This is a genomic window from Paenibacillus sp. FW101-FHT12H11, assembly GCF_058790355.1.
This window is the reverse complement of sequence record NZ_JBYTCO010000007.1, coordinates 149,907-170,077: the sequence shown is the minus strand read 5'-3', so window position 1 is coordinate 170,077 and position 20,171 is coordinate 149,907. Positions and strand designations below refer to the sequence as shown.

General features: G+C 42.3%; 23 protein-coding genes. All 23 read right to left on the bottom strand.

Annotation, left to right across the window (positions count from 1 at the left end):
- Positions 1-14 precede the first annotated feature (14 nt).
- From AC3WTJ_RS23275 to flgG, 23 genes are read right to left on the bottom strand one after another with little or no spacing between them, the layout of a single operon-like run.
- Positions 15-341, bottom strand: a complete 327-nt coding sequence (locus tag AC3WTJ_RS23275; protein WP_492523851.1) for a hypothetical protein — start codon at positions 339-341, stop codon at positions 15-17.
- Positions 342-360: 19 nt separating this feature from the next.
- Entirely contained in the window at positions 361-1,770 is a 1,410-nt protein-coding gene (locus AC3WTJ_RS23270; protein WP_492523850.1) for a flagellar assembly protein A, read from the bottom strand.
- Between the two features lie 33 nt (positions 1,771-1,803).
- Entirely contained in the window at positions 1,804-2,592 is a 789-nt protein-coding gene (locus AC3WTJ_RS23265; protein WP_127451031.1) for a FliA/WhiG family RNA polymerase sigma factor, read from the bottom strand.
- A gap of 19 nt (positions 2,593-2,611) precedes the next feature.
- Complete coding sequence (locus AC3WTJ_RS23260; protein WP_492523849.1) at positions 2,612-3,046, bottom strand: hypothetical protein; 435 nt, start codon at positions 3,044-3,046, stop codon at positions 2,612-2,614.
- On the bottom strand, positions 3,046-3,540 hold the full coding sequence (locus AC3WTJ_RS23255; protein ID WP_407867739.1) for a chemotaxis protein CheD: 495 nt from the start codon (positions 3,538-3,540) through the stop codon (positions 3,046-3,048). The genes AC3WTJ_RS23260 and AC3WTJ_RS23255 overlap by 1 nt, the downstream gene beginning before the upstream one ends.
- Positions 3,537-4,124: a chemotaxis protein CheC gene (locus tag AC3WTJ_RS23250; protein WP_157322246.1), complete on the bottom strand. Its 588-nt coding sequence runs from the start codon at positions 4,122-4,124 to the stop codon at positions 3,537-3,539. The genes AC3WTJ_RS23255 and AC3WTJ_RS23250 overlap by 4 nt, the downstream gene beginning before the upstream one ends.
- Positions 4,125-4,160: 36 nt before the next feature.
- Complete coding sequence (locus AC3WTJ_RS23245; protein ID WP_157321214.1) at positions 4,161-4,622, bottom strand: chemotaxis protein CheW; 462 nt, start codon at positions 4,620-4,622, stop codon at positions 4,161-4,163.
- 27 nt (positions 4,623-4,649) lie between these two features.
- Entirely contained in the window at positions 4,650-6,725 is a 2,076-nt protein-coding gene (locus tag AC3WTJ_RS23240; protein WP_492523848.1) for a chemotaxis protein CheW, read from the bottom strand.
- A gap of 54 nt (positions 6,726-6,779) precedes the next feature.
- Positions 6,780-7,892, bottom strand: a complete 1,113-nt coding sequence (locus AC3WTJ_RS23235; RefSeq protein ID WP_492523847.1) for a protein-glutamate methylesterase/protein-glutamine glutaminase — start codon at positions 7,890-7,892, stop codon at positions 6,780-6,782.
- A 48-nt stretch (positions 7,893-7,940) separates the two neighbouring features.
- Positions 7,941-8,810, bottom strand: coding sequence for a MinD/ParA family protein (locus AC3WTJ_RS23230; protein ID WP_407867743.1), 870 nt, complete (start codon positions 8,808-8,810; stop codon positions 7,941-7,943).
- On the bottom strand, positions 8,807-10,123 hold the full coding sequence (flhF, locus tag AC3WTJ_RS23225) for a flagellar biosynthesis GTPase FlhF (RefSeq protein ID WP_492523846.1): 1,317 nt from the start codon (positions 10,121-10,123) through the stop codon (positions 8,807-8,809). The genes AC3WTJ_RS23230 and flhF overlap by 4 nt, the downstream gene beginning before the upstream one ends.
- Positions 10,120-12,153: a flagellar biosynthesis protein FlhA gene (gene flhA, locus AC3WTJ_RS23220; protein WP_492523845.1), complete on the bottom strand. Its 2,034-nt coding sequence runs from the start codon at positions 12,151-12,153 to the stop codon at positions 10,120-10,122. Before flhA ends, flhF begins: the two co-directional genes overlap by 4 nt.
- A gap of 21 nt (positions 12,154-12,174) precedes the next feature.
- Complete coding sequence (gene flhB / locus AC3WTJ_RS23215; protein ID WP_492523844.1) at positions 12,175-13,269, bottom strand: flagellar biosynthesis protein FlhB; 1,095 nt, start codon at positions 13,267-13,269, stop codon at positions 12,175-12,177.
- 14 nt (positions 13,270-13,283) lie between these two features.
- Entirely contained in the window at positions 13,284-14,081 is a 798-nt protein-coding gene (gene fliR / locus AC3WTJ_RS23210) for a flagellar biosynthetic protein FliR (RefSeq protein ID WP_492523843.1), read from the bottom strand.
- 12 nt (positions 14,082-14,093) lie between these two features.
- Entirely contained in the window at positions 14,094-14,363 is a 270-nt protein-coding gene (gene fliQ / locus AC3WTJ_RS23205; protein ID WP_127451055.1) for a flagellar biosynthesis protein FliQ, read from the bottom strand.
- A gap of 26 nt (positions 14,364-14,389) precedes the next feature.
- Positions 14,390-15,163: a flagellar type III secretion system pore protein FliP gene (fliP, locus tag AC3WTJ_RS23200; RefSeq protein ID WP_157321232.1), complete on the bottom strand. Its 774-nt coding sequence runs from the start codon at positions 15,161-15,163 to the stop codon at positions 14,390-14,392.
- On the bottom strand, positions 15,160-15,789 hold the full coding sequence (locus AC3WTJ_RS23195; protein ID WP_492523842.1) for a flagellar biosynthetic protein FliO: 630 nt from the start codon (positions 15,787-15,789) through the stop codon (positions 15,160-15,162). The genes fliP and AC3WTJ_RS23195 overlap by 4 nt, the downstream gene beginning before the upstream one ends.
- Before the next feature lie 48 nt (positions 15,790-15,837).
- Positions 15,838-16,200 carry a response regulator gene (locus AC3WTJ_RS23190; RefSeq protein WP_127451060.1) on the bottom strand — a complete coding sequence of 121 codons (363 nt, stop codon included), beginning with the start codon at positions 16,198-16,200 and terminating at the stop codon, positions 15,838-15,840.
- Between the two features lie 24 nt (positions 16,201-16,224).
- Positions 16,225-17,505 (bottom strand): flagellar motor switch phosphatase FliY, encoded by a 1,281-nt coding sequence (fliY, locus tag AC3WTJ_RS23185; RefSeq protein ID WP_492523841.1) that lies wholly within the window; start codon positions 17,503-17,505, stop codon positions 16,225-16,227.
- Positions 17,495-18,493 carry a flagellar motor switch protein FliM gene (gene fliM, locus AC3WTJ_RS23180; RefSeq protein WP_127451064.1) on the bottom strand — a complete coding sequence of 333 codons (999 nt, stop codon included), beginning with the start codon at positions 18,491-18,493 and terminating at the stop codon, positions 17,495-17,497. The genes fliY and fliM overlap by 11 nt, the downstream gene beginning before the upstream one ends.
- A gap of 36 nt (positions 18,494-18,529) precedes the next feature.
- Entirely contained in the window at positions 18,530-19,015 is a 486-nt protein-coding gene (locus AC3WTJ_RS23175; RefSeq protein ID WP_492523840.1) for a flagellar basal body-associated FliL family protein, read from the bottom strand.
- On the bottom strand, positions 19,016-19,237 hold the full coding sequence (locus tag AC3WTJ_RS23170; RefSeq protein ID WP_407867750.1) for a flagellar FlbD family protein: 222 nt from the start codon (positions 19,235-19,237) through the stop codon (positions 19,016-19,018).
- 60 nt (positions 19,238-19,297) lie between these two features.
- Positions 19,298-20,119, bottom strand: a complete 822-nt coding sequence (gene flgG, locus AC3WTJ_RS23165; protein WP_492523839.1) for a flagellar basal body rod protein FlgG — start codon at positions 20,117-20,119, stop codon at positions 19,298-19,300.
- Between the last annotated feature and the right edge of the window lie 52 nt (positions 20,120-20,171).

Sequence of the window (20,171 nt, the reverse complement as noted above, 5' to 3'; positions counted from 1 at the left end):
AATGAGATAACGCCTTATAAGGATAAATCAATATGATGCCCTTTGTACGGATGATTCGGTTGATGTTCATGTTCTAAAGAATCTGATGACGACGAAGGTTTTTTGCTCCTGGGCTTCCTTTCCGCCATATGCTGCTTCTGACCGCCTTGACCATTGATATCCGTCCTGGCGCTTTCTTCAAGCTTACTGCTGCGTTGACGATCTTTTTCAGTTGATTGTGCCGCCTGATTTTCTAAGATCGTTTCATCTTGCCGCGGTTTCTGCATCAGTTGATTCTGACGAATTCCCGCCTCATCGTTCTTGTGTACAGCGAACTGTAAATCGATGGCTTTAAAACTCATCGCTTACTCACTCCTTCACTCACACATAAGCACTCATTGAAATATCACCCTCATGCAAACGGAACGTCATTCGATTCGTCGAGTCTTTGATGAATTTCGTATAACGCCCAATCACAATCTTAGTGCCCCCGTAAACAGTGGACAAAACTTCAACTTTCGCTTGTTCGGAATCTTCCAATGATTTTTCGATCTCAAGAATACGTTCCTTGATCGTATTCTGCTCTTCGATACCTTGTCTTTTGGTATGATTCAATTTAACACGCATCGCAAGTTTATCGGGAGTGAGTTGACCGGCAGCAGCCAATGAATCCAGCAAAGAAAGGGCTTTTTCTGTTTTGTCCATATTCTCCATAAAAACTCTCAGCTGAGTTCGCAAATGAATCATTTCATTACGGAGTTCCGGCAAAACCCCTACTTCAATGACCGTTGTGGTTGACATCGAGTTTCCAATTGTACGTGCTGTCACACGTTCTCCAGCTTGTATGGTGCCTCCAACAATGAGTCCCTTAGCTCCATTACAATTAACTGCTTTACCGGCTCGAATGGTTGAATGCATAATACTCTGAGAAACTTTTAATTCCCCTAATACTTCAACGGTGGCATCTTGAATAAAAGAGCTCTTTACATTTTTTCCAGCTTTAACAAAAGCTTTATTTTGACCTACAATACCGGCATTTATCTCGATAGAACCATCCGCTTCAAGCTCTGCAGCTTCTACGCCCCCAGTTATACGAATATCGCCGGCAGCACGGATTTTAAAACCTGGCAACACATTGCCACGGACAACAACTGTGCCGATAAAATCAATATTTCCAATATGATAATCTACATCACCATTCACTTCATACACTGGAAAAACATTGATCTTATCTCGATCTGTTTTTACAACCATTCCGTCAATCAGGGCATATAGCCCCTTTTGTTCGGCGTCTGCAATTACATTCTTACCAATTTTAAAACGAGCTTCTTTCCCAGCTTTACTAAAAAGCGTCTCACCGGTCACTGCACGTCCCGGGGTACCTTCGGTAGCTAAAAAACGCTGTCCGATCAGCTGGCCTTTTTTCACATTATTTAAGGATACTACTTCTTTATAGTTTACCCTGCCGTCATCCAGCTCTTGAGGTTTTTTGTCATTCTCATCCAAATCAAACGTATAAGAAATATAGCCGTTAGCACCTGGCTCTGCCTTCGTCCCAACAGCGATAACTACTTTTTGTTGATAAAAAGATTTAGAGTTTGCAGCTATTTGAGCTAGCAGTTGTCGATTCAAACCATGTATAATACGGTTTTTCTGAGCTAATTCTTCTAATTCAGCTTCTGTTACTTTAAAAGTATCATCCATATTATTTATAAGTAAAAATGCAGACAATTTATCATCCGAGATGGAAATACTGATGTAATAATCTAAAGGCATGTTCCTCTCAAGCATGGAATTCCACCCTTCAACTTTAGCAAGTTTATGTTATGTATCCTGGAATAGCTGATTCTTAAACCGGCTAAGTACGCCCTTTAAACGAAGAATCGCTTTCGAATGTAGTTGCGAAATGCGTGAAGGAGATAAACTCATAACTTCGGCGATTTCACTTAAAGAGAGTTCCTCGAAATAAAATAACGAAACCACAGTACGTTCCTTCTCTGTCAAACGTTCAATAGCTTTGGCAAGCGAGTCTTTCAAATAAAACTCATTCACTTGAAACTCCGGATTTTTCGCTTTTTCATCGATAAGCAATGAGAGCCGCGTTTCCGAATCTTCTTCTCGAATTGGATCATCGATCGAACACACTGTCGTAATAGAGATATCTTGAAGCATCTGTTGGAAATCCTGCTCACTGACCTGCAAGTATGCGCTAATCTCGGCATCAGTTACAGAACGAAGATACTGTTGTTCAAGCTTTTGATAAGCATCTTCAACCTTTTTGGCCTTTTCTCGAACTGAGCGCGGGACCCAATCTCCTTGCCTAAGGCCATCAATAATGGAGCCACGGATTCGCCAAGATGCGTAAGTTTCAAATTGTAGACCGCGTGCATAATCAAATTTCTCTACGGCATCAATAAGACCCATCACGCCATAGCTGGACAGGTCTTCTTTCGAGACGCTTTTAGGTAGTCCTATGGCGAGACGTCCTGAAACATAATCGACTAAAGGCAAGTAACTCTCAATCAATGCCTGCTTAGCGGGAACCCAGCCTTCCTCTTTCCACTGCTTCCATAAGTCGAAATTCGCTAGTTGTGATTGCTTTTGTTCGATCATGATTTACGTTTCACCATCCTTAGTCTTCTGACATTCGCCTTAAGGCACCAGCCAGTTGTTCAGGGTTCAGATTATTCTTGGTGACTAACTTAGGTGGATTCAGTGGTGAAAATTGCATGTCAGCTGATGACGGCGCATGATTATTGCCCAAGCTAGCTTTTAACAGTTCTCGCGTTTCTTCATCTTCGTCTGGAGTCGTCAGATCCAACGTTTGACCGACGGATGAATCTGATGTCAAATTCGTATGTTGTGGGTGGGCTACCGCGTGTTCAGCCCCAATCATCAGCCCTAGCACCCAGCGAAAACCAAAAGTAAGAATAAATAATATTAGAAAACTGTATACCGTTTTCAGACAGGAAGTTAGCAATAAATTATTGCCAATCGATAAGCCAAAAGTTAATAAACCTGCCAACCCTGCCACAATAAAATTTAGTCGAATGGTACCCATCATCATTAAATTTCTTTCACTCCTAATTGAACACTTCGAATGACTAGAATACCGGTTTCACTATTAAACTCTATCGTTCGGCCGTAATTCGCTCCCGTATCCTCCGCACGAATTGGAATTCTGTATTTATTCAACATTTCTTTACAGGATTCAACATTTCTCGGGCCAATTCTCATCGTATCATTATTTCCTGCGAATGCAAACATTTGGGCACCGCCGGCAAGCTTAGCCTCAAGCTTACTAACACTAGCTCCGAGCTGCTCCATTCGGGAGATTAACTCAGGAATGGCGGTGTCCGCATATTTCGCAATGTTTAACGAACCTTCCCGGGCGATTTCTGAGGATGGCAACATGACATGCGCCATTCCCGCTACTTTCGCGCGGCTATCATAAAGCGTAACCCCTACGCATGAGCCTAGACCTGTTGTTTTCAACACACCTGTCAGGTGAGCAACATTCAAGTCAGCCATGCCTACTTTAATCAAATTATCTTGGGTCATGAAGAATCTACTCCTAATGCCGAAAATATTTTGCCAAACGATTCCGGATCAGGAATTAGGAAGAAATGCCCTTGTACTTCACTTTCCCCTTCCAAAAATTTGGTGTCAATGAGGAGAGCCTGATCTCCCATTTGACCAAATTGCAATAAACCATAACTTAATATGGCACCTGCCATATCGATCGCTAATGCTGGGACTGTAGGCTGCATGTTCAAGTTAGTAAAATCAGCAAGAGAAGAAAGATAGGATCCGGCAAGAATATTGCCTATTTCGTTTAAAGCAGATAGCTCCAGCTCCGAATATTCTTCTTGATCCTCAATTTTCAAGCCAATCAGATCCCGCAGTATATTCTTGGCGGCATCCAAATTAAGGATAAAGAACATATTCCCTGGAGCGTCTCCTTCTACTCGTAAGAAAATGGCCAGAACAACCGTCTCAGCCCCGCCAACACTTTCACAAATTTCTTCAAAAGGAAGCATCCTGACTTTGGGTACAAGCATATCGATCGGTTTGTCCAATAGTGTAGATAGGGCGGTAGCCGCATGCCCCGCACCTATATTGCCAACTTCCTTGAGAACATCCATTTGAAAATCTGCCAACTGACTAAAAACGTCCACAAGTTAGTCCCCTAATCTTTCTAACTGTAAAATTTCGTCGCGATTTAAAACCTGCTCTAAATTAAGCAGCACTAGCAATCTTTCCTCACCAACACGAGCTATTCCATCCAGATATTTCGCTTTGATTCCGCCAACAATTTCAGGTGGAGTATCAATGTTATCCGTATCCAGATCAATCACGTCATTAGCTGAATCTACGATTAATCCCACTTCAAACTCGCCTGCTGACACGATGATAATTCGAGAAGCATCGGAAATCGCTTGCTCTTCAAGTCCAAAACGTGAGCGCAGATTGATAATCGGAATGACTACACCACGAAGATTAATCACACCTTTAACGAATTCAGGTGCTTTGGGGACACGTGTCATTGGCTGCATTCTTTCAATCGTTCTGACTTTCTCGACTTCCACGCCATACTCTTCCGATCCAAGTGCGAAGACGATTACTTTTTTTTCTTCTCCCATTGTAAGATCCTCCTTAAAATTATGTAGTTATTTAATCAATGCGTTTGGATCAATAATCAAAGCCACTTGCCCATCTCCAAGAATCGTAGCACCTGAGATCGCAAATAGTCCTGTTAAATACTTACCTAATGTTTTGAGAACAATCTCTTGTTGGCCGATAAATTCATCAACCATCAAAGCAACTTGCTTGTCCCCTTTGCGAACAACCACAATTTCGGTTTCCTCTTCCAGATCCTCATTGAAATCCGGCACTTCAAACAATGTGCTCAAAGATACGAGAGGAATAACGGATTTGCGGTAATCCACCATTTTGTTGCCATGGATGTTGCGAATTTGACTCTTCTGAATCGCAGAAGTTTCCACGATAGAGGATAACGGAATCGCATATTTCTCGCTGCCAAGCCGTACTAACATAGCCGAAATAATAGAAAGTGTAAGCGGAAGCTGAACAGAAAATTTACTTCCTATGCCGGGCTTCGAATCCACTTGCACATGTCCGCCAAGCATTTGAATTTTGGTTTTCACGACATCAAGTCCTACGCCGCGACCGGAAATATCAGAAATTTTTTCGGCAGTACTGAAGCCTGAGGCGAACAATAGGTTGTAAACTTCCTTATCCGTCAGCTTTGCAGCTTGCTCAGCAGTAACAAGTCCATTTTTCAGTGCTGTTTTTAATACTTTCTCTCTATAAATGCCTCTTCCATCTTCTTCAATTTCGATAAATACATGATTGCCGCTATGGAAGGCACGAAGTTGGATCGTTCCATGTTCGCTTTTCCCTACAGCTAAACGATCACTGATTGACTCAATACCATGATCTACTGCGTTACGCAGCAAGTGGACAAGCGGGTCGCCAATCTCATCGATAACAGTACGGTCTAACTCCGTCTCCGCACCTGTAATCACTAAATCTACTTTCTTATCTAGTGATTTCGCCAGATCTCTGATCATCCGCGGGAAACGGTTGAATACAGAGTCTACCGGCACCATGCGAAGTTTAAGCACAATATTTTGCAAGTCGCTGCTTACTCTAGACATGTGTTCGACGGTTTCTGTTAAATCATTGCGCTTAACTTCACTCGCCAGTTGTTCTAAACGTACACGGTCAATCAGCAACTCGCTAAAAAGATTCATTAATGCGTCAAGACGCTCAATATCAACGCGAATTGTACGGCTTGCAACAGGTGCTCCGCCAGCTGCCGGTTTAGCTGCTGCTGCCACTGGTTCTGCCGCAATCGGAGTACTCGCAACAGCAACAACCGGAGTTGGTGCCTCTACAGCTGCTACAGCAGCAGCGATTTCTTGCCTTGCTGCCTCAACTTCACTGCGAGGACGTGATAATTCTACTAATGACTCAGAATCAACTGTAATAATTACAGCAGATTCAATCTCTGAAACATTAAGAATTTCTTTTTCTAGGGTTGCGTGATCAACTTTCGATATAAAATAGAGCGAGAATGAGCGATCGAATTTCTCTTGCTCGATCTCTTGCACAGATGGCGTCGCTTTGACGATCTCACCCATTCTTTCCAATGCATCAAAAACCATATAGGCACGCGCGGCTTTTAGTACACAGTTCTCATTGACGTTAACTTCTACGTAGAAAACAAGAAAACCCGCATCAATGGATTGCTGAAGAATGGAAAATTGAAATTCGTCTACTTCAATGCCTTTAGCAGGTTCCTTAACTGCCGCAACAACGGTTGTTGAAGCTGTTTTGTATTCTCCAGTCACAATGGACCTCAGAGATACGACAATCGGAGTAACATCCGCTTTTCCTGTGCCACCTTGGATAATGTCTTCTACCATAGACTCTAAGGAGTCTAAACTTTTAAAAATACAGTCAAAAATGAAAGAATTCATTTCGATTTTACTGTTGCGAACCATATCCAAAACGTTTTCCATTTCATGCGTGAGAGATGCAATATCCTCAAATCCCATTGTTGCAGACATGCCCTTCAACGTATGTGCAGAACGAAAAATATTATGTACAATGCTAATATCTTGAGGGTTGCTTTCTAAACTTAGTAAGTTCTCATTCAAAGATTGCAAGTGTTCTTTCGACTCATCGATAAACATGGATAAATATTGACTAAGTTCCAAAACCACACACCTCCAATAGGATCTTTAAGTAACTTGCTTGCATTGTTCCATCAATCAAGGAAGTACACATTGCGTCAAGCGGGCAGCAATACCATGCTGCGGAAGTACATGCATAGCCGCTTGCATCTCTACGGCAGCCCGAGGCATGCCATAAACTACACACGTTTCTTCAGACTCCGCAATGGTTGTTTCCGCACCCGATTGCCTTAAAGAAAGCATTCCTCTGGCGCCATCGCTACCCATCCCCGTCATCAGGACGATGTGCCTCTTCAACTCATTCAGGCCAAGCAAGGACTCAAAGAGGGCATCCACCGAAGGACGGTGGCCAGAACGAGGATCTTCTTTTGTTAATTTAATTTTGTATGTATGATTAAAATCTTTGTATACAATCATATGCCAACCTCCCGGAGCAACATAAGCCGTTGCCGTTTTGAGAACATCCCCCTCTGCTGCTTCTACAACTTGAATCTGAGAGATGTCGTTCAAACGCTGAGCTAATGACTTCGTGAAATTAGGCGGCATATGTTGGACAATCAGGATTGGAGCAGGAAACCCTGCCGGGATATTGGAGATCACTTGGTGCAAGGCTCGTGGCCCGCCCGTAGAAGTTCCAATTGCAACAAGATGCTCAAATTTCGGTGAACACTCTGTAATTGTTTTTTTTGCATCTAATTGCTTCAGCGTACTGACTTTATTAACTTGAAGTGGTGTTAAATTACTTCTAGCTGCCACGGTTGGTTGCTGAATGGGCTGAAATGATCTCAACTTGGTTCGAACAGCCATTTGCAGCTTTTCGTGCAGCAGCTGCTTCACTTTATATAAGTCCAATGAGATCGAACCCGATGGCTTTCGAATAAAGTCGACAGCACCCCATTCAAGCGCTTTAATCGTTTCTGCGGCCCCTTCCTCAGTTAAAGAGCTTATCATGATAACCGGAGTTGGCTGCTCCGCCATAATCCGCTGCAGGGCATCCAACCCGTTCATCACAGGCATTTCTACATCCATTGTGACGGCATCAGGTCGTAAAAGCTTCACTTGCTCAATCGCTTCTTGTCCGTTTTTGGCTGTTCCAATGATGTTATACTGAGGATTATCTGAAATCAGATCGCTAATTATTTTTCGCATAAAGACGGAGTCATCTACAACTAGTATGTTATATTGTGCCATGGTGTTCCCCTCCCTTTATGAGCTAATTCGACATAACTCGCGAAATTCCTATTTCAAAAGTCGCATCATTTTATTCAAGAAACCCTTGACACCGGGTGAAGAAGTATCAACGACGTGATAACCTTTGATATAATCGACTACAAGCGACTGCAAGCTTCTAGCTGCGAGCGAGTTTGGGAAAGCAATGGTAAAGGGAACTTGCCTTTTGACAGCTTTTGACACAGAAGCATCATCTTCCACAAAGCCTAGTGTAGGAATCTGGATGCCTAAGAATTGTTTGGCCACCAAAGCGATTTTGTCCGCAGTTTGCTTGCCTTCTTTTCGATCCGTAACCCGGTTTATGATTAACTTAAAGGACACATCGTGGCCCATCGAATTAACCATTTTGATGATGGCATAAGCATCCGTAATGGAAGTTGGTTCTGGGGTCGTTACTACGAAAGTTTCCTCAGCCGCCAGAATGAATTTCAATGTTTCTTTTGACAAACCAGCACCTGTGTCAAAAATGATGAAATCCACATAACCGTTAAGCTGCATAACTTGCTCGGCAAAGTAATCCAGCTCGTCTTCCGTTAAACGAAGCAGATCGTTGAAACCAGAGCCGCCTGCAATGAAATCTAAATCATTCGAACCTTTTTGGATGATTTCCCAAATGGTTTTTTCCTTTTTCAACAAATGATACAAATTGTACTTAGAGGAAATGCCCATCAGCACATCAATATTGGCAAGCCCTAAGTCGGCATCAAAAACAAGAACCTTATAACCTTGGGACTGAAGCGCTAAAGCAAAGTTCAGCGTAACATTCGATTTCCCTACGCCGCCCTTTCCGCTAGTCACGGTAATAATCCTGGTCGTTTTTGTGCCTTTATCATTCTGAATTTGAACCAGGTTCCGTAACCCTTCTGCTTGATCCTTCATGCTCTAGGTTCCTCCAATAACAAATCAATGATTTGCCGCTCATCCAATTCCGTAATGTCATCCGGCACGCTCTGACCATTGGTCACATACGAGATCTGAAGGGAGAACTCATGAACAATATTAACAATAGCTCCGTAAGAATCCGTTTCATCCATTTTGGTGAAAATGACTTTATCCAGCTTAAATTTGTTAAAGTTGTTCGTAATTGCCTTCATATCTCTGTATTTCGTTGTTAAGCTAAGCACGAGGATCGTCTCGCTGCTGCCTTGTGTCTTGAGCAATGAATTGAGCTCCGAGACGTACATTTCATTACGAAAATTGCGACCGGCTGTATCCATGAAAATAACATCACAATCCGCTAAATTTTGAAATGCTTTTATTAAATCTTGCGGGGAAAACACAACTTCTAATGGAACGTTCAAAATGGTGGCATACGTTTTTAATTGTTCGATAGCCGCAATACGGTAAGTATCTGAAGTAATAAAACCAACCTTGCGTTGATATTTCAGTACTTGTTCAGCAGCCAACTTCGCAATCGTAGTTGTCTTACCGACTCCGGTCGGCCCCACAAAATGAACAACACGCGTATTCGGTGAAATTTTCTTGCCATGGTCGGACTGAAAAACTTGACCCAGCTTAGCTTTCACCAGTTGTAACGCACTTTCTTCTGTCACCGGCTCATCGGCTAGTTGAAAATCAGAGATAGTCTCATCCATAATTTGACGTATTAGCTTCGGGTCTACTTCTTGATCACTTAATCGCTGTTCAAGTTTTTGAAGAGGCTCAGGGAGCGCGAACACATCCGAAGCTTGTGTTAACTTCTTCATCATTTCTTTCATCTGTTTAAGTTCCTCAATAAGCTGCTCATCCTTTTGGTAGCTGATCTTATTAGGCGCATTAACCGATGCAGGTGTATAGGTTTGTTGCGGCGTTTGAGTAAAAGTTGATGGTGCATCTGCACTAAATTTTGCAGCAATAGGTTCATTTACTGCTGAAACATTCACGAGTACATCCGGAACTTCCGGAAAATCGGACTGATGAGGCTGAGACTTTGCGGCATACACGTGAGAAATCACTGGCTGCTGCTTCTGTTGCTGAAGTTGTGGTGTCACCTTGGGTGAAATCGGTGCTGCATTCGAATTCGTATTATCAATAGCAGCTATGACTTCTATCTTTTTCTTGCCAAACATACCAAGAAATCCGCCTGTGCGAATTTCTTTGGTGTTAAGAATCACTGCATCCTTCCCTAAATCAGTGCGAATTTTCTGCAACGCATCAGGCATGGAATCAACAACATATCTTTTTACTCTCATAAATTGACTACCCCCATGCTCTGAATTTCTACGCTAGGCTCTAGTTCGCTGTATGATAAAACGGGAATATCTTGCAGCGTTCTTTCAAGCAGTTGTCTTAAGTACATACGAATCGTTGGAGAGGTTAAAATAACAGGCTGTTGCCCGGATTGAATTAATTTGCTTACCTGTTCGCTTACGCGATGATAAATAATTTGGGATGAGGACGGGTCGAGCGCCAAATAACTTCCCTGATCGGACTGCTGTACGGAATCAGCAATTTTCTTTTCTACTGACGGGCCAACTGTAATGACTTTCAGTGAATCCCCCAGTGACGTGAATTGCTGCGTAATCTGTCTGGATAATGATTGTCTGACATATTCCGTCAAGATCTCAGGGTCTTTCGTGTAAGATCCATAATCGGCAAGTGTCTCTAGAATAGTAACCAAGTCGCGAACGGAGATTTTCTCCTTAAGCAGCTTAGCCAACACTTTTTGAACATCACCAATCGACAATACGGAAGGGATAAGATCATCCACAAGCGCAGGATAAGATTCACGAACATTGTCGATGAGCGCTTTCGTTTCTTGGCGTCCAAGAAGCTCATGTGTGTGTTTCTTAATAACTTCTGTAAGATGAGTAGCTACTACAGAAGGAGGATCAACAACCGTGTATCCGGATAACTCGGCTCGCTCTTTCGTCACTTCATCAATCCAGATGGCAGGCAATCCAAAAGCAGGCTCTGTTGTTTCAATACCAGAAATTGAATCATCATCAATTCCCGGGCTCATGGCCAGATAGTGATTAAGGAGTAGTTCGCCGCGTGCCACCGTATTGCCTTTAATTTTGATGATATACTCGTTCGGGCGCAGTTGAATATTGTCACGTATGCGAATGACTGGTACGACTACCCCTAATTCAAGTGCACATTGCCTACGAATTAATATAATCCGGTCAAGTAAATCTCCACCTTGCTGTGTATCCGCGAGTGGAATTAAGCCGTAACCAAATTCAAATTCAATTGGATCGACTTGCAGTAAGGAGATAACACTTTCGGGACTTCGAACTTCCTCGATTTGCTGCTCTTCCACCAATTGTTCTTCTTTGATGGCTTCTCGTTCCAAGTTCTTTTGCATTTTGTATCCGGCGAAAACCAACAATCCGGCAATCGGAAAAGTCGTAAACCAATGAATCGGTGTAAAAATCCCCAACATCACTAGCGTACCTGCAACAATATAAAGTAGTTTAGGTTGTGAAGTTAGCTGCTTGGTCACATCATGACCCAAGTTTCCTTCTGAAGACGCTCTTGTCACGATAATACCAGCTGCTGTTGAAATCAGTAGTGCTGGAATTTGTGAAACGAGTCCATCCCCAATCGTTAGAATTGAGAAGGTTTGTAGGGCTTCGGAGAAATCCATGCCTTTCATTGTCATCCCAATGATAAAGCCACCAATTAAATTGATGACCAAAATGACAATACCAGCAATAGCATCCCCTTTTACGAATTTGCTGGCACCATCCATGGCTCCGTAGAAATCTGCTTCTCGTTCAATCTTCTGCCTACGCTCCCTGGCTTGAACCTCATTAATCAACCCGGCATTTAAATCCGCGTCGATACTCATTTGTTTACCCGGCATCGCATCGAGCGTAAATCTAGCCGCAACCTCGGCAACGCGCTCAGAACCTTTGGTAATTACGATGAATTGAACTAAGACAAGGATAAGGAATACGACAAATCCTACGACGATATTTCCTTGCGCTACGAAAGAACCAAAAGTTCTGACCACGTCGCCTGCTTCTGCATGAGACAAAATATTTCGCGTTGTAGACACGTTTAGCGCTAACCGAAACAACGTAGTGATCAAAAGCAGAGAAGGGAAAATAGAAAATTGCAAAGCTTCTTGCGTGTTCATGGCAACCAAGATAATCATTAAAGCAATAGAGATATTAATTATTAGAAGAAAATCCAACAAAGGGATTGGAACTGGTACAATCATCATTAAAACAATAGCAATAATGCCTATAAGAACGAACAAATCCTTGACTCTCATTAGATTGTACCCCCCTTCTTATTAATTCGTTTTGCCCTTCATTTTATATACATACGCCAACACTTCTGCGACAGCTTGGAACAGCTCAGCCGGAATTGAGTCTCCTATTTCCACCTGTGCAAAGATCGCACGAGCAAGCGGTTTGTTTTCCATTGTAATAATACCGTTGTTCTTGGCAACTTCTTTGATTTTCAATGCGACGTAATCGGCGCCTTTTGCAATAACGGTAGGGGCTTGCATATTGGTGGAATCATACTTAAGAGCAACTGCAAAGTGAGTTGGATTCGTAATAATAACATCCGCTTTGGGAACTTCCTGCATCATTCGCTGCATCGCCATCTGGCGCTGCTTTGCACGGATCTTTCCTTTAATGAGGGGATCCCCCTCGCTTTTCTTGTACTCATCTTTAATGTCTTGCTTAGACATTTTAAGACTTTTCTCATACTCGTATTTTTGATAAATGTAGTCAAAAATAGCGAGTGCAATTAGAACTGCTCCTATTTTTATCCCCAACTTTAGAGTAAGAGAAGCGATAAACGAGAACGTACTTTCCAATGGAGAATGACCCAAACCCAACAATCTAGCCTTTTCTCCCATTAATGTCGTGTAAACAACATAACCGATAATTGTCATTTTCATTGTAGACTTAAGGAAATCCATCACAGTCCGTAATGAGAAAATACGTTTAAATCCTTCTATAGGATTAATCTTATTAAATTTCATCATCAAGGGCTCACCAATAAACATAAACCCGATTTGCGCGTAATTCCCAATAAACGCAATGATCACCACAAGAAGGAAGATTGGCCCTAATATAAAAAGCCCTTGCATGACCAAGTCTGCGAACAACACCTGAACATTGCTTGCCGTAACATCCATTGTTAGTTGATTCTCGTACACATTTCGAAAAATGTTGATCATCTTCTCTTTCATGTATCCGCCAAACATTAGAAACGACAAGAAAGAAAAGAGCAAAATCAGTGCCGCGGGTAAGTCCATACTTTTCGCAACTTGCCCTTTCTTGCGCGCATCCTGCCTTTTCTTCGCCGTAGCTGGCTCCGTCTTTTCCCCAGCAAACCATTGTAAATCAAGCTGCAAACGACGTTGTTGGGACACGGCTTTCCTCCTACTTAGGGAGATGGTTGCTGTGTTCCGCTAATGATTTGGAGCAACTTCTCCATGTTATCGAAAATGGTTGAGAACAAATATTGGAATTGTGAAATTAATTCCGGAAATAAAACAACGAGCAAGAAAAAGCCCAAAATCATTTTGAGTGGTGCACCGATAACAAAAATGTTAAATTGCGGAGCAACCCTCGTTAATAGCCCTAATCCTAAATCCGTTAGAAAAAGCGCCGCTACAATCGGTGCAGCAAGTTGAAACGAAAGATAAAACATTTTGGCCAAAGAATGAAACAAGAAATCAGAAATTTCACCGCTGTATATCCGAGCAAACAACTCGTTGTCCAACGGAACCCACTTATAACTATCCATGATCGCTCTAAGGAGGTAATGATGGCCGTCAAATGAAAGAAATAACAGAACGGCGATCATATATTTGAGGTTACCTAACATTGGCGCTGAAGCCCCTGTTAGTGGATCTATTACGCTTGCCATGCTGAAGCCAATTTGCATATCCATAAAAGAACCTGCGGTTTGAACGACCGTAAAAAAGAGATAGGCAAGAAAACCAAGCAAAATGCCGATCAGCATTTCACGAATAATCAAAAGAACATATTCACCATCCATGGGAATGGGCTTATCCAACCCCATGCTCGCAAAAATAAGGAAGGAGATGAATACGGAAAATCCGATCTTGAACATCATGGGCACGTTTCTAGAAGATAAAATCGGTACCACGACAAAGAATGATGTAATTCGACAAAAGATAAGCAAAAAAATAGGGATTGCCTGAAAAACTAATGTCATCGCGCTCACAACCTATCCAACGAATTTGTAAAGGTTGTTGAGTAAATTGAACGTAAAATCAACCAAAGTGTTCATGATCCACGGCCCAAAGATGAGGATAGACAACAGTACAGCAACGATTTTCGGAACAAAAGCTAGGGTTTGTTCTTGAATCTGTGTCGTCGCCTGAAAAATACTTATTATAAGACCTACGACAAGCCCAATGACAAGCATGGGAGCACTCGCTTTAAGCACCGTATAAACAGCCTCACCAGCAATTCGTATTACAAATTCCGAACCCATTTCAGAAACCTCCGATATCTTGATCCTCAACTATAGCTTAGGAGTAATGATCTCACCACAAGATACCAGCCATCTACCAAAATAAAAAGTAGAATCTTAAACGGCAATGAAATCATAACAGGTGGCAGCATCATCATCCCCATTGCCATCAAGGTACTGGAAACGACCATATCAATGACCAGGAACGGAATGAATATCATGAATCCCATTTGGAAAGCAGATTTCAACTCACTAATCGCATAAGCAGGAACTAATGAAGTTAGCGGAATATCTTCCACACCTGTAGGTGCCTTTGCCTTGGTGTAATCTAGAAATAACTTTAAATCCTTCTGACGCGTATGCTTGAACATAAACTTCTTCATTGGCAATGAAGCCTTCTCGAAAGCCTGGGTTTGATTAATTTCACCCTTCATGTAGGGTTGAAGAGCTACTTGATTCACTTCTCCTAAAGTTGGAGACATGATAAAGAAGGTTAAAAACAGAGCGAGTCCGATTAGAACCTGGTTAGGTGGCATCTGCTGGGTTCCTAGTGAAGTGCGGACGAAACCGAGCACGATGACGATTCGTGTAAAACTAGTCATTAGAATGAGAAAAGATGGTGCAAGACTCAAAACGGTTAACAGCAGCAATAGTGTGACTGTGTTAGATGACCCTCCGGCTGTCCCTCCAGTGCCAATGTTTACGTTTAAACCTGGAATCGGATTGTTAGGATCCGTCTCCGCAGCTGATGCTGTCAAAGAGAGTAGAAACACAGAAATCAACACAATGAGAAGTGTAAAAACTAGTTTATTTCGTTTCATTCATCATTCAACCGATCTTTTTGTTTTTGATCAGAAAGCCATTCTTCTACATTTCGATTACGATTAGATACACGCTGGAGCTTATCATGAAATACTTGCTGAAAGGCTGAATTTATTTCTACATCTTCTTCGATGTCTTTTTTTCTAGTTGGCAGTTTACTAATCCACTTGCTAACAGATGCGAATCCCATTCGATCATCCTGAGAAGAAATCAGAAGCTCAGTGATGTATGCTACTTCATCGGCGTCATTGATTTTATCCAACAGCTGGATGTTATCTCCGACGCCAACTACGAAGAGCGAATGTCCAATTTCAACGATTTGAATGGATTTATTTTGGCCTAGGGGAACTCCACCTAAAGATCGAATTGAGTTCCCAAACATTGTTCCTCTATTTTTCTTCGCTACGTACCTAATTAGAACATAGAAAAGAAGAATAATTAAAATCAAGAAGAATATGACCTTAAAAATCATACCAAACGTCCCCGTTGGATCGGTACTCGGATAATCCGTTGTTGGAAGTCCTTGTCCGGGTTCTGTTTCAGCAAAACCGACGGACCTTGTATACAACATTGCGGTTAAACCGAGTATGCCTGTTAGCAGTCTTTTCGAGCAGAGTCTTTTCATATCCACAATCCTTTCGGTGTATGTAAGACTCGACCGAACGAAGACGGCTTAACCTAGAGTCTTTTTAATAGCTTCAATAACACGGTCTGCTTGGAAAGGCTTCACGATAAAGTCCTTCGCACCAGCTTGAATGGCATCGATGACCATCGCTTGTTGTCCCATCGCTGAGCACATAATTACTTTCGCGCTTGGTTCAATCTTCTTAATTTCTTTCAAAGCTTGAATACCATCCATCTCTGGCATTGTAATATCCATTGTAATCAGATCCGGTTTCAACTCTTTGTATTTTTCGATAGCTTGTGCACCATCATTCGCTTCTCCACAAACCTCGTAACCATTTTTTGTCAAAATATCACGAATCATCATTCTCATAAAAGCTGCATCATCTACAATTAGAATACGGTTAGCCATGAATAAAGTCCCCCTAAGATTAAATTATTGTAACTTTTGAATTCGTTCCCACTGGTTCACAATGTCGGTTACACGAACTCCGAAGTTTTCATCGATGACAACGACTTCGCCCTTGGCAATCAGCTTATTGTTTACTAAGATGTCTACCGGTTCACCTGCCAGCTTATCCAATTCGATAATCGATCCCTGGGAGAGTTCCAAGATGTCTTTAATCACCTTGTGTGTTCTGCCTAATTCTACAGTTACCTTAAGTGGTATATCCAGTAGTAAATTCAGGTTCGTATCATCCGTTTGCCCTAATCCACCTGATTGCAAATTTCCAAACTGAACAGGTTGGACATTGACATTACGATTTGGCATCCCGCCATAAGAAGCAGGTGGCTGCTGGTACATAGGTTGCTGCGGCGGATACATCGGCTGCCCCATTGGCGGCTGCATGGGTGTTTGCATAGGCTGCTGGTACATAGGTTGTTCATACACAGGCTGCTGTTGTTGATACATTGGTTGCTCATACACAGGTTGAGCAGCTGCAGGGGGCGGTGTATGTACTTCCTGCATAGGTGCTGGTGTAGGCGCCGGCGTTTGTGCAGCAGGTGCAACTTCCATCGAAGAATCAGAATCGCCACCCATGAGGATCGATACCATTTCTTTGGCGAAAGGAACAGGTAATAATTGCATGATATTAGAATCAATAAGGTCGCCAATGATAAGTCGGAACGATATCTTTATAAATACGTCCTCGTCGGGTAGTTTTCCTTCTCCTTTCGACAAATTTAATATGTCGATTCCTGGAGGTGAGATATTGACAAATCGATTAAATATGGTAGACATCGATGTTGCCGAGGATCCCATCATTTGATTCATCGCTTCTTGCACGGCACTAATATGAATTTCGCTTAGATGTTCATCCCCGCCAGTACCGTCTCCACCCATCATTAAGTCAGCAATAACTTGGGCATCGCGCGTTTTGATCACTAACAGGTTAATGCCATCGAAGCCATCCACATAGTTTACATGTACAGCCACATGTGGTTTCGGGAATTGCTCTTGCAATTCATCTTTACTGATAATCGATACCTTTGGCGTCGTGATGTCGACTTTTTTACCAAGCAAGGTAGAAAGAGCTGTAGCTGCGCTGCCAAAAGTGATGTTACCAATTTCACCTAGTGCGTCTTGTTCTAAGGAAGATAAAAAATCTTCAACTTGAGGAGACCCATGAAAAGAAGAGGCTGAGCTATCGTCCGAAGACTGTCTCAATAAAGCATCGATCTCTTCCTGGGACAAATAATCTCTATTATTCGTCATAATCTTCTTCTCCTTCATTTACGATATCTGTAATTTGAACAGCCATCTTTCCTTTTAAGGTACCAGGGCTACCGAGATATTTCAGCTTCTCGCCCACTTTGACTTGAAGCGATTCTTCGACGGATTTTTGCAGTGGGATCACATCGCCGACCGTTAAGCCCAAGAAATCTCGAATGGAAATTTCGGACGAACCCAATTCTGCAATGAGGGGTAGCTTGGTTTTTTCCAAGCGGGATTGAAGTGCTTCCACTTCTTCAGGTGCTCTCGTCTTTTTCTGTGATACAAACCAATGGTGCACAGAAAGTCGAGGCATAATCGGTTCGATGACCACATGCGGTATGCATAAATTAATCATCCCTGTCGTATCACCAATTTTGGTACTCAATGAGATCAATGCGATCGTTTCATTGGGAGAAACAATCTGCATAAACTGTGGATTTGTTTCAAGTGCCTCTAATCTAGGCTGAATATCAATAACAGTTTTCCATGCTTCTTGCAGGCTGTCGAAAGCCCGGCTAAAAATACGTTCCATTACAATGGTTTCAATCTCAGTTAAAGCATTAATCTTCGTAGGCGTTGTACCTGCACCGCCTAACAAACGATCTAACATCGCAAAAGCAACATTGGGATGCACTTCAAGTACCATCCGACCCTCTAAAGGCTCCGCTTCAAAGATGTTCAAAATGGTCATTTTCGGGATCGAACGAATAAATTCATCGTAAGGCAATTGTTCAACCTGAACTACACTAATTTGTACAAACGTACGCAATTGCGCTGAGAAATAAGTGGTTAGGAACCGCGCAAAGTTTTCGTGAATTCGAGTCAAACTTCGAATATGGTCCTTGGAGAAGCGTACAGCTCTTTTAAAATCATAAGCCCTTACTTTCTTCTGCGTCTCTTCTTTTTTGAGTTCATCCGCATCCATTTCGCCAGAGGACAATGCCGCCAACAAGGCATCGATCTCATTTTGCGACAAAACATCAACCATTAGAGTCACCTCCTTTTAGCAAAATCAATAGCAGATTTATTGAAGCACTTTATCAGTTATCCAAATTTGCTTTATTTTACCTTCGTGCAGCAGTGGGTTTAATTTGTTCATTAACGTAGCCGTTAAACTATCCGACCCTTTGCTTCCTTCGATTTGATCCTTCGTTAAATCTCCAAGGGTTTGAACGATCGTCCCTTTCACCGCGGAGTCTAACAAACTGTCAAATTCCGTCTTGCCTTTTGAGTTTTCTAATTCAAATGCGAAACTAATTTTAATGAAATTTTGGCTGCCTGATAAATTGGTCAAAATATCTTTGATGATTGCCGTGTTCGCTTTCACCGCTTCAGCAGAAGGTGCTTTTGTCGGTTTCACACTTGCTACAGCATCTTGTGCTTTTGCCGCAGGATCTTTGGATTGATTACTTTTCTCCATAAAATTCCACAAAACGAATGCAGCGGTCAAAATTAATGTGATAGCAATTAAAATCGATACGATCAGTATGAAAATTTTATTCTTAAACAATTACGAACCCTCCGCATCCCTTGACATAATCGTCGCTCGTACTGAGCCAATTTCCTGCATGTAGGTCCGCACTAAGCCTACCACGACCTCTGCCTTCTCAAGAACTGTGATCTTCTTCCCTGTCGTCAAAGTAATCATGGTGTCTGGCGTCTCTTCAATCAACTCAATCAAAATAGCATTAAGGATGATGGCTTTACCGTTTAAACGAGTGAGAGAAATCATGCTTCTCCTCCTGCATCAGGATAAGGGGAGACTAGCTCCCCTCTGTCATTTCAATGAAAATTAACGTTTAAGATTTACGACCTCTTGAAGCACTTCATCCGAAGTTGTGATAATACGGGAGTTTGCTTGGAAACCACGCTGAGCGATAATCATCTCTGTGAACTCTCCAGTCAAATCTACGTTGGACATTTCTAGCTGTCCAGAAATCAGTGTTCCTGTTCCGGTTTCTGTGTTACCAGGAGCCCCAACCTCAATCGCACCCTCCGGATTAGCATTCGCTGTCATACGATACAGATTGCCGCCAATTTTCTCAAGACCAGACGGGTTAACAACTTTGATTACGCCAATTTTTTGGCCAGTTGCAACGGTAGCGCCTGTGGAATCAACACCGATGATATCACCGTTTTGAGAGATTGAGAACGATACGATATCATCCGGAATCACGATCGGACCAGCACCATCAGCTCCCATGACATGAAGGCCCTCAGCATTCACTAAGTTTCTAGTTGGGTCTAAAGTAAAGTTTCCGGATCTCGTCAAGTATGGAGCATCTGTTTGATCCGTAGTTCCTACTGCAAAAAATCCATCGCCATTAATACGTAAATCCGTAGGAACGTTCGTTGTCATCGCACTTCCAGCGGTATGTACGGTATCAATTGAAGCTACGCTTACACCTAAACCAACTTGCTGAGCATTCACGCCGCCACGGTTCTCATCAGCTGCACTTACGCCGGAAACAGTTTGGCTAAGAATGTCTTTAAACATAACGCGGCTTCCTTTAAATCCGATGGTGTTTACATTTGCGATATTATTACCGATAACATCTAATTTCGTTTGAAAACCACGCATACCTGAAACACCAGAGTATAAAGATCTTAACATCTTACTAGCCTCCTAATCGGATTAAAATAACGTAAACTATGAGCTGCTTCTT